General features: G+C 65.3%; 13 protein-coding genes. 6 read left to right on the top strand and 7 right to left on the bottom strand.

Annotated features, from left to right (window positions below; translation table 11 throughout):
• Window positions 1-15: 15 nt before the first annotated feature.
• Window positions 16-1,332 (top strand): amidohydrolase, encoded by a 1,317-nt coding sequence (locus AN936_RS09900; protein WP_054588004.1) that lies wholly within the window; start codon window positions 16-18, stop codon window positions 1,330-1,332.
• Between the two features lie 253 nt (window positions 1,333-1,585).
• Window positions 1,586-2,410 (top strand): helix-turn-helix domain-containing protein, encoded by an 825-nt coding sequence (locus AN936_RS09895; RefSeq protein WP_234715796.1) that lies wholly within the window; start codon window positions 1,586-1,588, stop codon window positions 2,408-2,410.
• Window positions 2,411-2,526: 116 nt separating this feature from the next.
• Here the strand turns inward: AN936_RS09895 and AN936_RS09890 are convergent, their stop codons facing one another.
• Both AN936_RS09890 and AN936_RS09885 read right to left on the bottom strand, forming a co-directional pair.
• On the bottom strand, window positions 2,527-3,414 hold the full coding sequence (locus AN936_RS09890) for an alpha/beta hydrolase family protein (protein ID WP_054588003.1): 888 nt from the start codon (window positions 3,412-3,414) through the stop codon (window positions 2,527-2,529).
• A 2-nt stretch (window positions 3,415-3,416) separates the two neighbouring features.
• The gene (locus AN936_RS09885; RefSeq protein ID WP_054588002.1) at window positions 3,417-4,184 is read right to left on the bottom strand and encodes a crotonase/enoyl-CoA hydratase family protein; all 768 of its coding nucleotides are present in this window, start codon (window positions 4,182-4,184) and stop codon (window positions 3,417-3,419) included.
• A gap of 247 nt (window positions 4,185-4,431) precedes the next feature.
• Here AN936_RS09885 and AN936_RS09880 point away from each other — a divergent pair, with 247 nt between their 5' ends.
• Both AN936_RS09880 and AN936_RS09875 read left to right on the top strand, forming a co-directional pair.
• Window positions 4,432-4,614 carry a hypothetical protein gene (locus tag AN936_RS09880; RefSeq protein WP_054590211.1) on the top strand — a complete coding sequence of 61 codons (183 nt, stop codon included), beginning with the start codon at window positions 4,432-4,434 and terminating at the stop codon, window positions 4,612-4,614.
• Between the two features lie 72 nt (window positions 4,615-4,686).
• Window positions 4,687-5,676: a TerC family protein gene (locus tag AN936_RS09875; RefSeq protein WP_054588001.1), complete on the top strand. Its 990-nt coding sequence runs from the start codon at window positions 4,687-4,689 to the stop codon at window positions 5,674-5,676.
• Between the two features lie 44 nt (window positions 5,677-5,720).
• On the opposite strand, the gene AN936_RS09870 is transcribed toward AN936_RS09875, so the two are convergent.
• Both AN936_RS09870 and AN936_RS09865 read right to left on the bottom strand, forming a co-directional pair.
• Window positions 5,721-6,020, bottom strand: a complete 300-nt coding sequence (locus AN936_RS09870; protein WP_054588000.1) for a hypothetical protein — start codon at window positions 6,018-6,020, stop codon at window positions 5,721-5,723.
• A gap of 217 nt (window positions 6,021-6,237) precedes the next feature.
• Window positions 6,238-7,830 carry an isocitrate lyase gene (locus AN936_RS09865; RefSeq protein ID WP_054587999.1) on the bottom strand — a complete coding sequence of 531 codons (1,593 nt, stop codon included), beginning with the start codon at window positions 7,828-7,830 and terminating at the stop codon, window positions 6,238-6,240.
• A gap of 139 nt (window positions 7,831-7,969) precedes the next feature.
• Here AN936_RS09865 and AN936_RS09860 point away from each other — a divergent pair, with 139 nt between their 5' ends.
• The gene (locus tag AN936_RS09860) at window positions 7,970-9,358 is read left to right on the top strand and encodes a helix-turn-helix domain-containing protein (RefSeq protein WP_054587998.1); all 1,389 of its coding nucleotides are present in this window, start codon (window positions 7,970-7,972) and stop codon (window positions 9,356-9,358) included.
• Between the two features lie 114 nt (window positions 9,359-9,472).
• A complete protein-coding gene (locus AN936_RS09855) occupies window positions 9,473-10,783 on the top strand; it encodes a sensor domain-containing diguanylate cyclase (protein ID WP_054587997.1) in 1,311 nt (436 codons plus the stop codon).
• A gap of 360 nt (window positions 10,784-11,143) precedes the next feature.
• Here AN936_RS09855 and AN936_RS09850 read toward each other — a convergent pair whose 3' ends face one another.
• The 3 genes from AN936_RS09850 to AN936_RS09840 form a co-directional block, all read right to left on the bottom strand.
• Window positions 11,144-13,204, bottom strand: a complete 2,061-nt coding sequence (locus AN936_RS09850) for a transglycosylase domain-containing protein (protein ID WP_054587996.1) — start codon at window positions 13,202-13,204, stop codon at window positions 11,144-11,146.
• 213 nt (window positions 13,205-13,417) lie between these two features.
• The gene (locus tag AN936_RS09845; RefSeq protein WP_054587995.1) at window positions 13,418-15,244 is read right to left on the bottom strand and encodes a DUF885 domain-containing protein; all 1,827 of its coding nucleotides are present in this window, start codon (window positions 15,242-15,244) and stop codon (window positions 13,418-13,420) included.
• A 105-nt stretch (window positions 15,245-15,349) separates the two neighbouring features.
• Window positions 15,350-16,384, bottom strand: coding sequence for a mannose-1-phosphate guanylyltransferase (locus AN936_RS09840; RefSeq protein WP_234715795.1), 1,035 nt, complete (start codon window positions 16,382-16,384; stop codon window positions 15,350-15,352).
• Window positions 16,385-16,403: the final 19 nt, after the last annotated feature.

The following is a 16,403-nucleotide window of genomic DNA, read 5'->3' as shown; positions in this document are numbered from 1 at the left end:
AGCAGGGGAATAAGGATGCGGATTTTGTGGACCGGCGCGGCGGCGCTGGCTTTGGCCATGCCTGCGGCGGCGCAGACGCTGCGCAGCGACGTGGAAAAGCAGATGCCGTCGCTGATGACGATCTACAAGGATCTGCACGCCAATCCCGAACTCAGCTTCATGGAGGTGCGCTCGGCGGGCATCCTCGCCGCCGAGGCGCGCAAGCTGGGTTTCGAGGTGACGGAAAAGGTCGGCGGAACGGGCGTCGTTGCCGTGATGAAAAACGGCCCCGGGCCGGTGGTGATGGTCCGCGCCGATATGGACGGGCTGCCGGTGACCGAGCAGACCGGGCTTCACGGCGCGTCGAAAGTACGCGTCACCACGAAGGAGGGCGTCGAGACGGGCGTGATGCACGCGTGCGGCCACGACACGCATATGACCGCGTGGATCGGCGTCGCGCGGCTGATGGCGGCGAAAAAGGCGAACTGGTCGGGCACGCTGGTGATGATCGGCCAGCCTGCCGAGGAACGCGGCGCGGGGGCGCGGATGATGCTCGCCGACGGCCTCTACAAGCGCTTTCCGAAGCCGCAATATGCGCTCGCCTTTCACGACGCGGCGCAGTTTCCGGCAGGCAAGATCGGCTACACGCCGGGCTATGCGCTCGCCAACGTCGACAGCGTCGACATATTGGTGAAGGGGCTCGGCGGCCATGGCGCCTATCCGCAGACGACGAAGGATCCGATCGTGCTCGCAAGCCGGATCGTCGGGGCGCTCCAGACGCTCGTCTCGCGCGAGATCAGCCCGCTCGACAGCGCGGTGGTGACGGTCGGCAGTTTCCACGCGGGTGCCAAGCACAACATCATTTCGGACGAAGCGCGGTTGCAACTGACGGTGCGCAGCTACACCGACGAGGTGCGCGAGCATCTGCTGGACGGGATCGCCCGCATCGCCAAGGGCGAGGCGATCGCGGCGGGCATTCCCGACGATCGCATGCCCGTCGTGTCGGTGCAAAAGGATGAATATACGCCCGCGACGTACAACACGCCCGAATTTGCCGAAGAGATGGCGGCCTATCTGAAGACAGGTTTCGGCGAGGAGCGCGTCGTGAAAATGCCGCCGGTCATGGGCGGCGAGGATTTCAGCCGCTTTTCGCGCGACGAACACAAGGATGTGAAGGGCCTGATCGTCTGGGTCGGGGGTGTGCCGCAGGCCGAGTATGACGCGGCGAAAAAGGAAGGCCGCACCCTGCCGAGCCTGCACTCGCCCTTCTGGGCGCCCGATGCGCCCGCGGTGATCTCGACCGCGACCGAAGCGCTGACCTCGATGGCGATGAAGCTGATGGCGAAGAAATAGGGATCGTCTGCTGACGGCCGATGTTTGCCGTTTCTTACTTCGTCACCCTGAACTTGTTTCAGGGTCCATGGCCTGCCGTCTCCTTCGGAGCAGCACTGGATCGGAGTTCACGCCATGTATCCTGAAACAAGTTCAGCATGACGAGGTTGGATGGCAGCCTTCCGTCGCTTCTCTAGATGCTCGACCTGGCGCGCCTCCGTTTCCCAAATAAATTGGGATGGACCTGTTCGTGAGGCTGTGGTGAGCAAAAGACATGTCTGCCGATGAACCCGCTTCCGGTGTTTCTGCCTTCCTCACCGACCGGGAAATGGAAGTTCTGCGCCTGTTGGTCGCGGGGCATACCGTAAAAACCATCGCAGCGCGGCTAGGCCGTTCGGAAACGTCGATTAATGAACGTTTGCGCTCCGCCCGGCGCAAGACGGGCGTCGGCAGCAGCCGCGAATTGGCGCGCCTTCTCGACCGCCAAAAAACTTGTGACGAAAATATCGATCTTTCGAGATCGCGTTCCACCGTGAAGGACGTGGCGCACACCGCAACCATAGGGGTTCGCGGTTCGAAAGGAATGATCGTCATGCTATTCGCAATACCCATGGCTGCCGCTGGATTGATGGTCGCAGCCGCGCCCTCCACCGATCAGGCCGGAACGGCGAACGCCGTTTACAGCGCCGCATCCAGTCAGTTACCGCTGGTCGGAAGCTGGTCGCTCGACGCATCGCTCATGCCGGAGAAAGAACGGCCGCAACGGGTGACGATGACGTTCCGCGCATCGCAAGATGGCAAATGGACGACGCGCGTCGAAATCGTCGCGCCGGACGGCTCCATCAGGCATTCGGAATCGACGGCCGCCCTTGATGGCGTCCCCGTGCCGATCACCGGCAACATGGATTTCATCGACAGCGTTGCCTTGCGCCAACCGGCGCCGGACACATTGGTCATGACATTGGGGAAGGGCGGCGCGCGGGTGTCGACGCGAGTCTATACCGTTGCCAAGGATCTGAAATCCATGACCGAAACGATTGTGTGGTCGAGCGACAATCGTCAAAAACTGGAAACGACGCATTTCAACCGGATCGGTTGACCGCGGTCTGACTCCCCGGCCGGGCATTGCGCGACGATGGCGCATCTATTGTCGATCAGCCTGCCTGGCCAGGGACGTCGATGAATGCGCGGCGGTTGCAGCGGCGTAGCGGCGGTTCATTCTCTGGTCTTCAGGGTTTCGAGCCATCGCAAAACCTCCGTTTGCAACCGCACGCGGGCATCCGACCAGCTATGGTCCGTTGCGACGTGCAGCGTCCTCAGCTTTGTTCCGCCACTGTCACGGATATTTGCAGCCAGCGCATCGGTTCCGGGAGCGAGGCCGTCGTCGGAGGAGAGAATGAACAGGCTGGTGTTCGTCAGCGCGGGCGCGGCTTTCAGGAAGTCGAAGGCGTCGCCCTTTGCGATCAGTTCGTCGGCCATTATCTCGGGCGAAGTGCCGGCGAGCGCCTCCTGACCATTGGCCTTCATCCCGGCGGCAAGCTGCTCGCGCGGCATCTGGCCGAAGGCGCCGAGATTCGCGGCCGAAATCATCGCGGCGCCGAGCAGCTTCTTGTCCTTGGCTGCGGTCAACGCGCTGACCCAACCGCCCATGCTGTGCCCCATGATGACGAGACGTTCGGGGTCGATGCGCAGCTTCGCCGCGTTGGCGGGATCGCGCGCAAAGGCGAGGACAGCGTCGGCATCCTCAAGGTTCTGTCCGAAGCGATATTGACCGGGGCTGCCCCATGAGCCGCGATAGTTGAAGGTGATCACCGTCCAGCCCGCGCGGCGCATCGCCTGCGCCAGGTCGAGGCTTTTCTCATTGCCGGGCAGGCCATGGCAAAGGATCACCGCCGGGTGCGGGCCGGCACCCGCCGGAATATAGACGACGCCGTTGATTTCGACGCCGCCGCTCGGGATGTGGACGACCTCCATTGCTGCGGGATGCGCCTTGTCGGCGGGCGGATCGGTGTAGATGGCGGCAGGAAGGTCGGGAGCCTGCGCCAGCGCTGGCAGCGGCAGCGCGAGCAGCGCGGCCGCGATCGTTATCCTGATTGCTTTCATCGTCAGTCCCCTTTGAAAGCGGCGAAGCTGCCGCTGCGTCCGGCGCCTTCGGTAAAGCGTCTGGCGCCCGCCGCGGCGCCTTCGCGCAGCGGCGCCACCCCGGCGCGGGCTTCGTGCGCGAGGGCGCCGTCGATATCGAAATCCCACTGGCGATAGGCGCTCAACCGGTCGCTGTTCATGCAGAGCTGCGGAAAGGCGGCGATCTGTTTGGCAAGTTCGACTGCCGTGGACAGTGCTTCGCCGTCGGCGACCAGCCGGTCGGCGAGGCCGATACGCTGCGCTTCGTCGGCGGCGACCGGCCGGCCGGTCAGGATCATGTCGAGCGCGCGGCCCTGCCCGACGATACGCGGCAGGCGAACGGTGCCGCCGTCGATCAACGGGACGCCCCAGCGCCGGCAATAGACGCCGAAGACCGCGCTCGCCGCGGCAACGCGAAGATCGCACCAAAGCGCGAGTTCGAGCCCGCCGGCGACGGCATGCCCCTCGACCGCGGCGATGACAGGCTTTTCGAGCAGCATCCGTGTCGGTCCCATCGGACCGGGGCCGTCGGGATCGTAACGCGACGTGCCGACCGCGCGGAGATCGAAGCCCGCGCAGAAATGTCCGTCGCTGCCGGTCAGGATCGCGACGCGCGCCGTTGCGTCCTCGGCAAAGGCGGCGAAGGCTCCGCGAAGCGCGCTCGCGGTATCCGGATCGACGGCATTGCGCTTTCCGGGGCGGTCGATCGTGACGATCAGGACGGGACCGTCGCGGTCGATAAGGACGGACATGGCAATATATTCCTTGTGGTAAGCCCGGCGCGAAGGTGCCGCGCGTGCCGGGGACTTGCAAGTGCTGCGTCGATTTCCTAAATAGTCGTTGTGCGGGCCGGGCCCCTCTGGCGTCGGCAGGATTTTTCCTGCCACGTGATGTCGGACCGCATCGGGTGACACCGATGCTCTGCGGCCCTCCTCCCCCCTGAACCGGGGTCCTTGCATCGGCGTCACCTGCTTGATTTTCAATCAGGAGGCCCTTTTCTTGACATATAATCCCAACCTCTACCGGTTGACCGTCCTGCATCGCCAGCTCGACGATGCCGCGCGCCACGAGCAGCGCCGGCGCGGTGCCGACCCGTTCCGCCTGCTCCGGCTCAAGACGCTCAAGCTTGCTGTGAAGCGTCGGCTCGCGGCGCTGTCGCCGCGGCCCGTGCTTGCCTTTTAAGCCGATATAACCGTCGTCGGGACGCGCTGCTTGAAAGGGCGGCGCGTTCGGCGCGTTTCAGGGATCGTCATCATGGATTTTCTTTTCGCCGACTGGCTGGGTACCCCGGCTTGGTTCTGGCTCGCCTTCATCACGCTCGTGGCCCTGCTGACCGCCTTTGACCTTGGCATATTGAACAAGGAAAACAAGGAAATGGGTATCAAGGAGAGCCTGAAGCTCTCCACCCTCTATATCGGTATCGCGCTGGCATTCGGCGGCTGGATCTGGGCCGCGAAGGGCGGCGAGGCCGGTCTCCAATATTTCACCGGCTTCTTCATCGAGAAGGCGCTGTCGATCGACAATATCTTCGTCATCTCGCTGATCTTCGCGACCTTCGCGATCCCGCCGCGCTATCAGTATCGCGCGCTCCTCTGGGGCATTGTCGCGGTGATCGTGCTGCGCGGGATCATGATCGCGGGCGGAGCGGCGCTGGTCACCGAATATGGCTGGCTGCTCTATGTCTTCGCCGCCTTCCTCGTTTTTACCGGCGTGAAGATGTTGTTCGCGGGCGAAAAGCCGATGGACGTTGCGGGCAACCCCGTCGTCAAATGGCTTTCGCGGCACATTCCGATCACCAGCGAGTTGCATGGCGAGAAATTCTTCGTCCGTGTGCCCGACACGAAGACGGGCAAGCTGGTGCTCGCGGCGACGCCGCTGTTCCTCGCGCTGGTGGTGATCAATCTCGCCGACCTCGTGTTCGCGGTCGACAGCGTGCCGGCGATCTTTGCGATCACCACCGACACCTTCATCGTCTACACATCGAACATCATGGCGATTCTCGGCCTGCGCGCGCTCTATTTCGCGCTCGCGGCGATGGTCCACCGCTTCCACTATCTCAAATATGCGCTTGCGCTGGTGCTCGTCTTCATCGGGTCCAAGATCTTCGTCGCCGACTTCGTGCTGGGCGGCGATAAATTCCCGCCGCTCGTCAGCCTCGGCGTTACCGTAGCGCTGATCGCGGGCGGGGTGATCTGGTCGCTGGTCAAGACGCGCGAAGAAGGCAAGGCGGCGCTGCCGATGTAGCGATCGCGCCCGCAAAGAGGGGCGGGCCTTCGCGTGTCCGCCCCTCAGATCGCGAGAACCAGCGTGTCCTCTTCGTGCGGCGGCACCGCCTCATAGGTGGGGAGCGGGTCGAAACCCTCCTCCTGCACCTCGGTCGCGGCAAGGCCGTCGAGCTTGAAATAGCCGAGGCGCCAGTCGTCGGCCGAACGCCAGTTCTTGCTGAGGTTGAGGGCGCTGACGAACAGGTCGCCGCGCCGCTCGAACATCAGGTGCGGGGCAAGCAGCATCTGGTTGCCATTATATTGGGCGGTGACCTTTCGCCGCCGCGCGATGGCTTCCATCATCTTGAGGCGGGTATCGCTCATGCGCTGGCCGCCGCCGGGATAAATTCGTTGTGCATTGCAACATAATTTCACAAGCCCCGCGTTCTGACAAGGGCCAAACCGACAAGTTTCTTTACGAATTCGTCTGCGGTGCACCAAAAAATGTCCGCCGGAGGCCCGGAGGCTTCCGACGGACAGGCTTTCCTCCCCAGGAAAGCTCGGGAGGCGCGGGGCCATAATGCCCCGTGCCAATTCGGGATCAGGCGGCGAACTGGTTCATCGTATTGTCCTTGCCTGCAGCCTTGAGGGCCGCTTCGCCGGCGAAATATTCCTTGTGGTCGTCGCCGATGTCGCTGCCCGACATATTCTGGTGCTTCACGCAGGCGATGCCCTGACGGATTTCGGCGCGCTGGACGCCCTTGACGTAACCGAGCATCGCTTCGTCGCCGAAATATTCCTTGGCGAGATTGTCGGTGCTGAGCGCCGCGGTGTGATAGGTCGGCAGCGTGATCAGGTGGTGGAAGATGCCCGCCCGCTTCGCCGCGTCGCGCTGGAAAGTGCGAATGCGGTTGTCGGCCTCTTCGCCCAGTTCCGTGCCGTCATAATCGACGCTCATCAGCTTGGCGCGGTCATAGCCGCTGACGTCCTTGCCTTCCTTCTCCCACGCGTCGAACACCTGCTGGCGGAAGTTCAGCGTCCAGTTGAAGCTGGGCGAGTTATTGTACGCGAGCTTCGCATTGGGAACGACTTCGCGGATGCGGTCGACCATGCCGGCAATCTGTTCGATGTGCGGCTTTTCGGTTTCGATCCAGAGCAGGTCGGCCCCGTTCTGAAGGCTGGCGATGCAGTCCATCACGCAGCGGTCCTCACCGGTTCCGGGACGGAACTGATAGAGGTTCGAGGGCAGGCGCTTCGGGCGCATCAGCTTGCCGTCGCGGTTGATCAGGACGTCGCCGGGGTTTCCCGCGCCGGTGACCTCTTCGCAATCGAGGAAGCTGTTATACTGGTCGCCAAGGTCGCCGGCCTCCTTCGAGAAGGCGATCTGCTTGGTGAGACCCGCGCCGAGGCTGTCGGTGCGCGTGACGATGATGCCGTCCTCGACGCCGAGTTCCATGAAGGCGTAGCGGCAGGCACGGATTTTCGCGATGAAATCCTCGTGCGGCACGGTGACCTTGCCGTCCTGGTGGCCGCACTGCTTTTCGTCCGAGACCTGGTTTTCGATCTGCAGCGCGCAGGCGCCGGCCTCGATCATCTTCTTGGCGAGGAGGTACGTCGCCTCGGCGTTGCCGAAGCCCGCGTCGATATCGGCGATGATCGGCACGACGTGCGTTTCATGATTGTCGATTGCGGCCTGCACCTGCTTGGCCTTGAGTTCGTCGCCCTCGGCGCGCGCGGCGTCGAGGTCGCGGAACAGCATGCCGAGTTCGCGGGCGTCGGCCTGACGCAGGAATGTGTAGATTTCCTCGATCAGCGCCGGAACGCTGGTCTTTTCGTGCATCGACTGGTCGGGCAGCGGCCCGAATTCGCTGCGCAGCGCCGCGATCATCCAGCCCGACAGATAGATGTAGCGGCCCTTGACGGTGCCGAAATGCTTCTTGACCGAAATCATCTTCTGCTGCGCGATGAAGCCATGCCAGCAGCCCAAGGACTGGGTGTAGTTCGCAGGGTCGGCGTCATAGGCCGCCATGTCGGCGCGCATGATCCGCGCGGTATAGCGGGCGATGTCGATCCCGGTGCGGAACTTGTTCTGGGCGCGCATGCGGGCGACGCTTTCGCCGCTGATGCCGTCCCACGTGCCGTCGTAATCGCGGATGAGGCGGCCCGCCTGCGCCATGTCTTCCTGATAACCCATCGTCTTGATCCTTGTGAGGAGGTGATGGGTGGAAGTTGGCGAAAGTGCCGCGCAAAGTGAAAAGCTTTGTCAATAATATTTGTGAAATATAGCGTGTAGGTGTAAAAATGCGTGTAAATTAGTAAAGAAAGTTACAAATATGGCAGAGCGGCGGGTGTTTGCGGGGCCGGCGGTGCGCAAGGTGCGCCGCGAGGCGGGGATGACGCAGGCGGCGATGGCCGAGGCGCTCGCCATTTCGCCAAGCTACCTCAACCTGATCGAGCATGGCCAGCGGCCGCTTTCCGCCACGGTGATCGTCAAGCTCGCCGAACGCTTCGGTTTCGACGCCGCAAAGCTTGGCGCCGAGGACCTGCCCGGGGGCATCGCCGGGCTGCGGCGGCGGCTCGCCGATCCGCGCTTCGCCGATCTCGGCATCGGGGCGCAGGAGGTCGAGGAATGGCTGCAAAGCGCGCCCGCGACCGCCGCGGCCTTTGCGCGGCTGTTCGATGCCGCACCCGAGGGCCGCGCCGAAGCGCAAGGCGATGCGCCCGAAGTTGCCGCGGTGCGCCGCGCGATCGAGAAATGGCGCAACCATTTCCCCGATCTCGACGCGCGCGCCGAGGAACTGGCGGACGAACTGCGCCTTGCGGGCGGCGACCTGTACGGCACGATTTCGGAGCGGCTGCGCACGCGCCACCAGCTCGGTATCCGCATCCTGCCGAGCGACGTGATGCCCGACCGCCTCCGCTGGCTCGACTGGCATGCGCGGCAGTTGATGCTGAACGAACTGCTGCGTCCCGCTTCGCGCACCTTCCAGGCGGCGGCGACGCTTGCCCAGATCGAGGCGAAGGACGAGATCGACGCGCTCGTCGCCGGCGCCGAATTTGCCGAAAACGCCGCGGCGCGGCTGTTCGAACGCCACCTGATCCAATATTTCGCCGCGGCGCTGATGATGCCCTACGGCCGCTTCCTCCGCGCATGCGACGCGACCGGTTACGATCTGCTGCTGCTCCAGCGCCGTTTCGGCGCCGGCTATGAGCAGGTGGCGCATCGGCTGACCACGCTCCAGCGCGTCGGCGCGCGCGGGCTGCCCTTCTTCATGTTGCGCATCGATCGCGCCGGGCAGGGGAGCAAGCGCTATGCCGGCGCCAGCCAGTCGCCGCTGGTCGATGGCGATGCGCGTTGCCCGCTGTGGGGCGTCCATGATGCGTTCGCGCGGCCGGGAGAGGTCGTCGCCGATCTTGTCGAGTTGGAGGACGGATCGCGGTGGTTCACCCAGTCGCGCTCGGTCGCGGCACCCGGCGCGACGGGCAGCGGCACGCCCGCGCGCTTTGCGGTGTGTGTCGGCGTCGATGCGAAGGTCGCCGCGCCGCTGATCGCCGCACGCGGGATCGACCTGATGCGGTCGCCTGCCACGCCGATCGGTCTTGGTTGCCGCCGCTGCACGCGCAACGGCTGCGTCCAGCGTTCGATGCCGCCGCTCGGTCGGCCGCTGCGCTTCCGCGAAGGAGAGCGCGGGGTGAGCGCGTTCGATTTCGCGGGCGACTAGCGCTGAATAGCAACGGGCTGCAACACCGGGGGATTTGAACGAAGCTTGTCGCCGAGACTGGTGGAACGGCTTGAAAACTGCCACCATATGCCGATTCGTGGATGAGGTCGGACATTGAACAAGATCAGCGCCGAAGGCTTCCGAACCCTGTTGGAGGGCGTTCCCGACGGCTTTTTCGTCCATGACGAAACCGGGCGCCTGCTCGATCTCAGCGAGCGTTGCTGTGCCGACCTCGGTTATACCCGCGATGAGCTGCTGGGCATGTCGATCCTCGACATTTCGGGCGGCGAGGCGAAGGAAGCCAATCTGGCGACCTGGCAGGCGGCACGCGCCGGCCTGTCGATGAGCTATCGCGACGTCGCGGTCCACAAGGATGGATCGCGCTTTCCGGTCGAGGTCCGGTTGACCTGTCAGGTCGTCGACGACCGCAAGCTGTTCCTCGGTGTAGCGCTGGACGTGGCCGAGGCCGAGAGCACCGACGATCGCACCGCCGACCTGCGTGCGGCGCACGAGCGGCTGGCGATCGCGGCGGCGGTCGGCGGGCTGGGCATCTGGGACTATGATATCGCCCGCGATGCGATGCAGTGCGACCCGCAATGGTATCGCATCATGGGCCGCGATCCCGCGCGTCCGGTCCGGTCGATTGCCGAATTTCGCGGCTTCATCCACCCCGACGACGCCGACCGCGCGACCGAAGTCCATCAGGCGGCGAGGAGGATCTCCGACAGTGCGGACAATTATGGCATCGTCTTCCGCATCGTCCGGCCCGACGGGGAGATACGCTGGATCCGTTCGACCGCGTCGGTCGTCTCGGACGACGCTGGCCTGCCGGTGCGGGCGGTCGGCTTCGTCGTCGACGTCACCGATGTGCAGCATGCGACGGCGCGGCTCGAACAGCAGACGCGCGAAGATCCGCTGACCGGCCTCGCCAACCGGCGGCGGCTCGACGAAGAGCTGACGAAGGCCTGTTTTCATGCGACGCGAACCGGCGAGCCGCTGACGCTCGCGATGATCGATGTCGACCATTTCAAACTGTACAACGATGCCGAAGGGTATGTGCGCGGCGACGAGGCGCTGAAGGCGGTGGCCGATATCTTGCAGTCGGTGGCGCGGCGCCCCTATGATCTCGCGGCGCGCTACGGCGGCGACGAATATCTGTTGATGCTGCCCGGCGTCGACGAGCCCGAACCGATCCTCGACCATATCATCGCGGAACTCGCGAAACGGCAGATCGCCCATCGGGGGTCGCCGGCGGGCCCGATGCTGACGATCAGTTGCGGAAGCGTCGTCGCGCCCGAACTCGCCGATGTCGGCCCTGTCGAGCTACTCAAACAGTGCGACCGGGCACTCTACCAGGCCAAGGCCGAAGGCCGGAATCGCGTTCATGTGGTGCGGCTCGACGAGCGAAGAGTGGCGACGGCGTAGCGGCGGGAAGCGAATGTTGTGAGACGTGGCCGGTTGCGGTCGAAACGCTACATTAGCCTAAACCACATCTGTCACCCCGGGCTTGACCCGGGGCCTGTCTTTTATTTGATCCGACGTCGAAAGAAGGAAGGCGGATCGCGGGTCAAGCCCGGGATGACGAAGAGTGGGAAGCGGCGGGCTTCGAGCGATTGCGGGCATGGCTGGCGTGTACCCCGGCGAAGGCCGGGGTCCAGAGCACCAGTGCGCGACGCTGGCTTTCCAACACTCTGGACCCCGGCCTTCGCCGGGGTGCACAAAACGGGCGGACGTCCGCTTCCCACCCCAAAGCCGACAGCTCCGTTGCCCGGACCGCGAGCGGCACTATTCGCGTTGCGCTGGCTGGGGTGGCGGCGCCGGCGCTGGCGGCGGGGTTTCGGCCGGCCGGTTTTCGCCCAGCGGCAGTTTCAGGTCGATGCGTGTCCCGCCGATTTCGGTCGAGATCACCGCGTTGCCGTCCTGTACGCCGACGCGCGTCGTCTCGCCCACCGGAATGGCGCCGATGTCGGGAATGTCGAGCGGTTCGACCGGGCCGGCGGGGTTCTTCGCCGCAGGGGCGGGGCGCTTTTTCGCGCCGCTGGCGTCGGTCATGAAGCTGCGCCAGATGCGCGCCGGCACGCCGCCGCCCGACACGCCCTTCAGCGGCGAATTATCGTCGTTGCCGACCCACACGCCGACGACAAGCCCGTTGGCATAGCCGACGAACAGCGCGTCGCGATTGTCCTGGCTGGTCCCCGTCTTGCCGAAATTGGCCTGCGGCAGCCGCGCCGCGCGGCCGGTGCCGCGATTGACCGCGGCACGCAGCATTTTCTCGATGTCCTCGTGCACGCCCGAGCGGAAGCTGGCGGGGCCGGAGAAAAAGCGCTCGAACCACCCCGGCTCCTCGGCCTTGAACGCATGCGGGGCGACCGGGTAGGCGTTCGCTGCGACGCCGGCATAGGCGGCGGTGAGTTCGAGCAGCGTCATGCTCGACGTGCCGAGCGCAAGGCTGGGATCGCCGCTGGCGAGCGGCGCGGTGACGCCAAGGTCGCGCGCCATGTCGATCACCTTGTCGTCGCCGACCTCGCGGAGCAGGCGGACCGCGGCGACGTTGCTCGACGAGGCAAAGGCATCCTCGAGCGTGATCGTCTTCGAATAAGCGTCGCCGGCATTTTTCGGGCGGTAGGAGCCGGTTTCGATCGGGCCGTTGGCGATGGTATCGCCGGGCTCCCAGCCGGCGCGGAGCGCGGCGAGATAGACGAACAGCTTGAAGGTCGATCCCGGCTGGCGCCGCGCCTGCGTCACCCTGTTGAACGGGGAATCGGCGTAATCGCGTCCGCCGACCATCGCGACGACCTCGCCATTCGGGCGCATCGCGACGAGCGCGACCTGCGCCTTGCCGAGGCTGGCGCCGTTGATTGCGCGGCGGGCGGCGGCCTGCAATCGGGAATCGAGCGTCGTGCGGATCGTCTGGCGCGCATAGCCGACGTCGCTGAGCTTGCGTGCCTCGGGCAGCGCCCAGTCGGCGAAATAGGTTCCCGTCGGCAGCGCGCCCTTCGTGCGGACGTCGAGGCGCGGCGAACGGATCGCCTTCGCCTCGCCGGCGGTCAGATAGCCGGTGTCGACCATCGCATCGACGACGAGCTCCATGCGTTTCTTCGCGAGATCGGGGTTGCGCGTCGGCGCGAGGCGCGACGGCGCCTGCACCAGCCCCGCGAGCATCGCCGCCTGCGCCGGGGTGAGCTTTTCGGGCTGGCGATGGAAATAATGCATCGACGCGGCGCGCAGGCCATAGGTGTTGTCGCCGAAATAGGCGTTGGAAAGATAGCGTTCGAGAATCTCGTCCTTGCTCAGCCAGGCTTCGAGCCAGAAGGCGATCAGTGCTTCGCGCGCCTTGCGCCCCAGTGTGCGTTTCGGGGTCAGGAAGGTGAATTTGGCGAGCTGCTGGGTGATCGTGCTGCCGCCCTGCGTGCGGCCGCCGGTGACATTGCTCCACACCGCCCGCGCGATGCTGCGCGGATCGACCCCCCAATGGGTGTAGAAACGCCGGTCCTCGATTGCGAGGAACGCGCCGGTGACATGTTTCGGCAGGTCGGCGGCCTTGACCGGCGTGTCGACGACCGCGCCCATGCGCGCGATCGGCGTGCCGTCGGAGGCGAGCAGGGTGATCTGCGGCGGCGCGATCGGTTCGAGCGATTTCGACAGCGGCGCGGTGATCGCGAGCCAGCCGACAAGCAGGATGAAGAGGATCGAAAAGACCGCGAAACCGCGCGAGATGCGGCGCAGCCACTTGCGGCGCGGTGACAGCGGCGCGGCGGGCGCAGGCTGCGCGGCATCCGGAAAGGGCGGGATGCCGGCCGGAACGGGCTCGGGCTGGGGGGCGGCGGGGCGGCGAAAAAACAGCATCTACCGCCCCGTATTACAGGGCCAACACAGCATAAGCAAATATCTTGAGCGATGCCTGGACGTTCTCTGATCCTCCCTGTGCCGCAGGCATGGGGAGGTGGCAGCGCGAAGCGCTGACGGAGGGGCATTTGGCGCACCGTTGCGGCCCCTCCACCAACCGCTTTGCGGTCGGTCCCCCTCCCCATCGCTGCGCGACAGGGAGGAATGGGAAAGTCAGGCCTTCAGCCCCGCCGTCCATCGTTCGATCACCGATTCGAGCACCTCGATCGGCATCGCGCCTGCCGACAGCGCGGTGTCGTGGAAGCCGCGGAGGTCGAATTTGTCGCCGAGCGCCGCCTTCGCCGTTTCGCGGATGCGGACCCAGCTTGTCTGCCCGACCATGTAGCTCGTCGCTTGGCCCGGCCAGACGCAATAGCGTTCGATCTCGGTAACGTTCGATCCCTCGGGGGTGCCGAGTGCCTCGTTATAATATTGGATCGCCTTCTCGCGGCTCCAGCGATAATGGTGGAGCCCGGTGTCGACGACGAGGCGTGCGGCGCGGAACATATAGCTTTGCAGATAGCCGAGGCGGCCCCACGGGTCGCTGGCATAGACGCCCATTTCGTCGGCGAGCTGTTCGGCGTAGAGCCCCCAGCCTTCGGTATAGACCGAATAGGCGGGAAGGCGGCGGAGGCTCGGGATGCCTTCGGCCTCTTGCGCGAGCGCGATCTGGTGGTGATGGCCGGGCGTCGCTTCGTGATAGGTCAGCGTCGGCAGCGTCCACGACGGATTTTCCGCGGTATCGCGCAGGTTGATATAATAAGCGCCGGGGCGCGAGCCGTCGAGCGCGGGGATCTGGTAATAGCCGCCCGGCGCGCCCGCCTCGATCTCCGGCGGTACGCGGCGGATGTCGCATTTGGCTTTCGGCAGGCGGCCGAAGGCTTCGGGCAGGCGGCGCTGCATTTCCTGGATCTGCTCGTTGAGCTTGGCGATCAGCTCGGCCTTGCCGGCGTCGGTGTTCGGATAGATGAAGCGCGGGTCCTTGCCGAGCGCGCGCATCCGTTCGGCGACGCTGCCCTTGCTCATCCCCTGTTCCTTGAAGATCGCATCGGCGCGCGCCGACAGCTCGGCCATACGATCGAGCCCCAGCTTGTGGACCTCCTCGGCCGACATGCCGGTCGTCGTCGCATAGCGCAGCGCATAGGCATAATATTCGTCGCCCTTGGGCAGGCGCCAGACGCCGGCGTCGTGCGTCGCGCGCGGGCGGACGGCGCGGAGCTCGCCGGCCTGCCGCTGCATCGCCGGATAGATTTTGTCCTTGATGATCGCGGCGCAGCGGCTGGCCCAGTCGCCGGGGATTTCGGCCGTCTTCGCCTGGATATTCTTCGTCAGCACATTGGCGTCGGGGGCGGGTGCCATGATGCTCTCGAACAGGTTCAGCGTGCGGTCGATGACGAAATCGGGCGGGATGATGCCCGCGGCATGGTCGTCCTTGATCCGCCCCGTCTCATTGTCGAGCTGCGCGGCGAAATCGATGCAGCGCGCCAGATAGGCCTCGGCATCGGCGGCGTTCGCGATGCTGTGCTGGTTGACGAGGAAGTCGGGGATCGAGCGATAGGTGCCGCTGAGCTGGGTCACCGGATGCGGTTCGGGCCAGCTATGAAGACCGTAGGAGAAGCTGTCGTAAGCCTTGACATAATCTTCCCACGGACCGCGGAAGGTGTCGTAGTTGACGAGGTCCATCCCCGACAGTTTCGACGCGTCGATCGCCTGCAGTTCCTTGAGCCCGAGGCGATAGAGATCCTGCCCGCGCTTGATCCCGGCGGGCGAACGGTCGGCGAGCTTCGATTTTGCCGCCGCACGCTCGCCCTTGTCGAGTCCGAGCGCCGTCGCGAATTCGGGGTCCTGATCGACGAGCATGTTGTAGATGCGCTCGTAGAGCGCGGTGAGCTTCGCGCCCTCGCCGTCGGGCGCCGCGAGCGCCGCCTGCGCGGGCGAGCGCATGGCCGCGAGCAGCGAGGAGGCCGCCGCAGCGGCCAGCAGAGTACGACGTTCGAGCATGTTGGATCTCCCGGAAACGAGCTTGGCGGGGCCCTCGGCCCGCGCCTCATAGGTGTACTGTTATAGCAAGACGCCGCTGGTGCAAGCGCTTGATGTCGCGGCGCTCTATTCGCGCGCCTTCGCGGCGGCGCGGACCTCCTGCGACCGTTCGAGCGGGATGATCAAGATATCGTCGCCGTCGACGATCACCGCGATATCGTTCATGCCGAGGATCGACACGCGCTTGTTGCCGGCGCGGACCAGATTGCCGCGGCTTTCGTGCAGAAAGGCGTCGCCGGTGACGGCATTGTCGGCGCCGTCCTTTTCGGCGAGCGCGTGGATCGTGTGCCAGTTGCCGAGATCGGACCAGCCCATCGCGGCGGGGACCACTGCGACGCGATCGTCCTTTTCCATCACGGCATAATCGATCGAGTCGGACGGCGCTCTGGCGAATTCGATGGCGTCGGCATAGACGGCATCGCCATCGCGCATCCCCGCCGCGAGCGCCTTGTCGGCCGCTTCGAAGATCGCGCGGCAATGCGTCAGCATCGCGTCGCGCATCCGGCCGGCGCGGAACAGGAAAATGCCGGCGTTCCAGCTATATCCGCCCGCCGCCAGCATCGCCTCGGCATCGGCGAGCGGCGGCTTTTCGACGAACCGGTCGACCGCAAAGCCATCTTCGCCAAGCGGGCTGCCGGCGGCGATATAGCCGAAGCCGGTTTCGGGGCGGTCGGGCGTAATACCGAAGGTGACGAGCCAGTCCTGTTGTGCGAGCCGCACGCCCTTGCCGATGGCGGCGTGAAACGCCGCGACGTCGGCAATCACATGGTCGCTCGGCATCACGAGCAACAGCGTATCGGCATCGGCCTGCGCGACGGCGAGCGCGATGGCGGCGGCGGTGTTGCGCGGCATCGGTTCGACGAGCAGCATCTCCTCGCGGCCGTCCATCTGTTCGCGGACCATCGCGACATGCCCGTCGCCGCACAGCACGATGGGCGGCAGGAAATCGGGGCCGGCGGGGGTGCGCTCGACGGTCTGGCGGAACAGGCTGCGCTGGCCGTGGAGCAGCAGGAATTGCTTCGCCCGGGTGCCGCGCGATTCGGGCCACAGCCGCGTTCCGGCGCCGCCGCAGAGGATGACGGGTTGGATCATCAGGGTCATGCGGCGAGCCTATCGCGGC

Origin of the sequence: Sphingopyxis macrogoltabida, from assembly GCF_001307295.1 — a bacterium.
Lineage (GTDB): Bacteria > Pseudomonadota > Alphaproteobacteria > Sphingomonadales > Sphingomonadaceae > Sphingopyxis > Sphingopyxis macrogoltabida_B.
The sequence above is the reverse complement of the archived record's forward strand: the minus strand, read 5'-3'. Positions and strand labels throughout refer to the sequence as shown.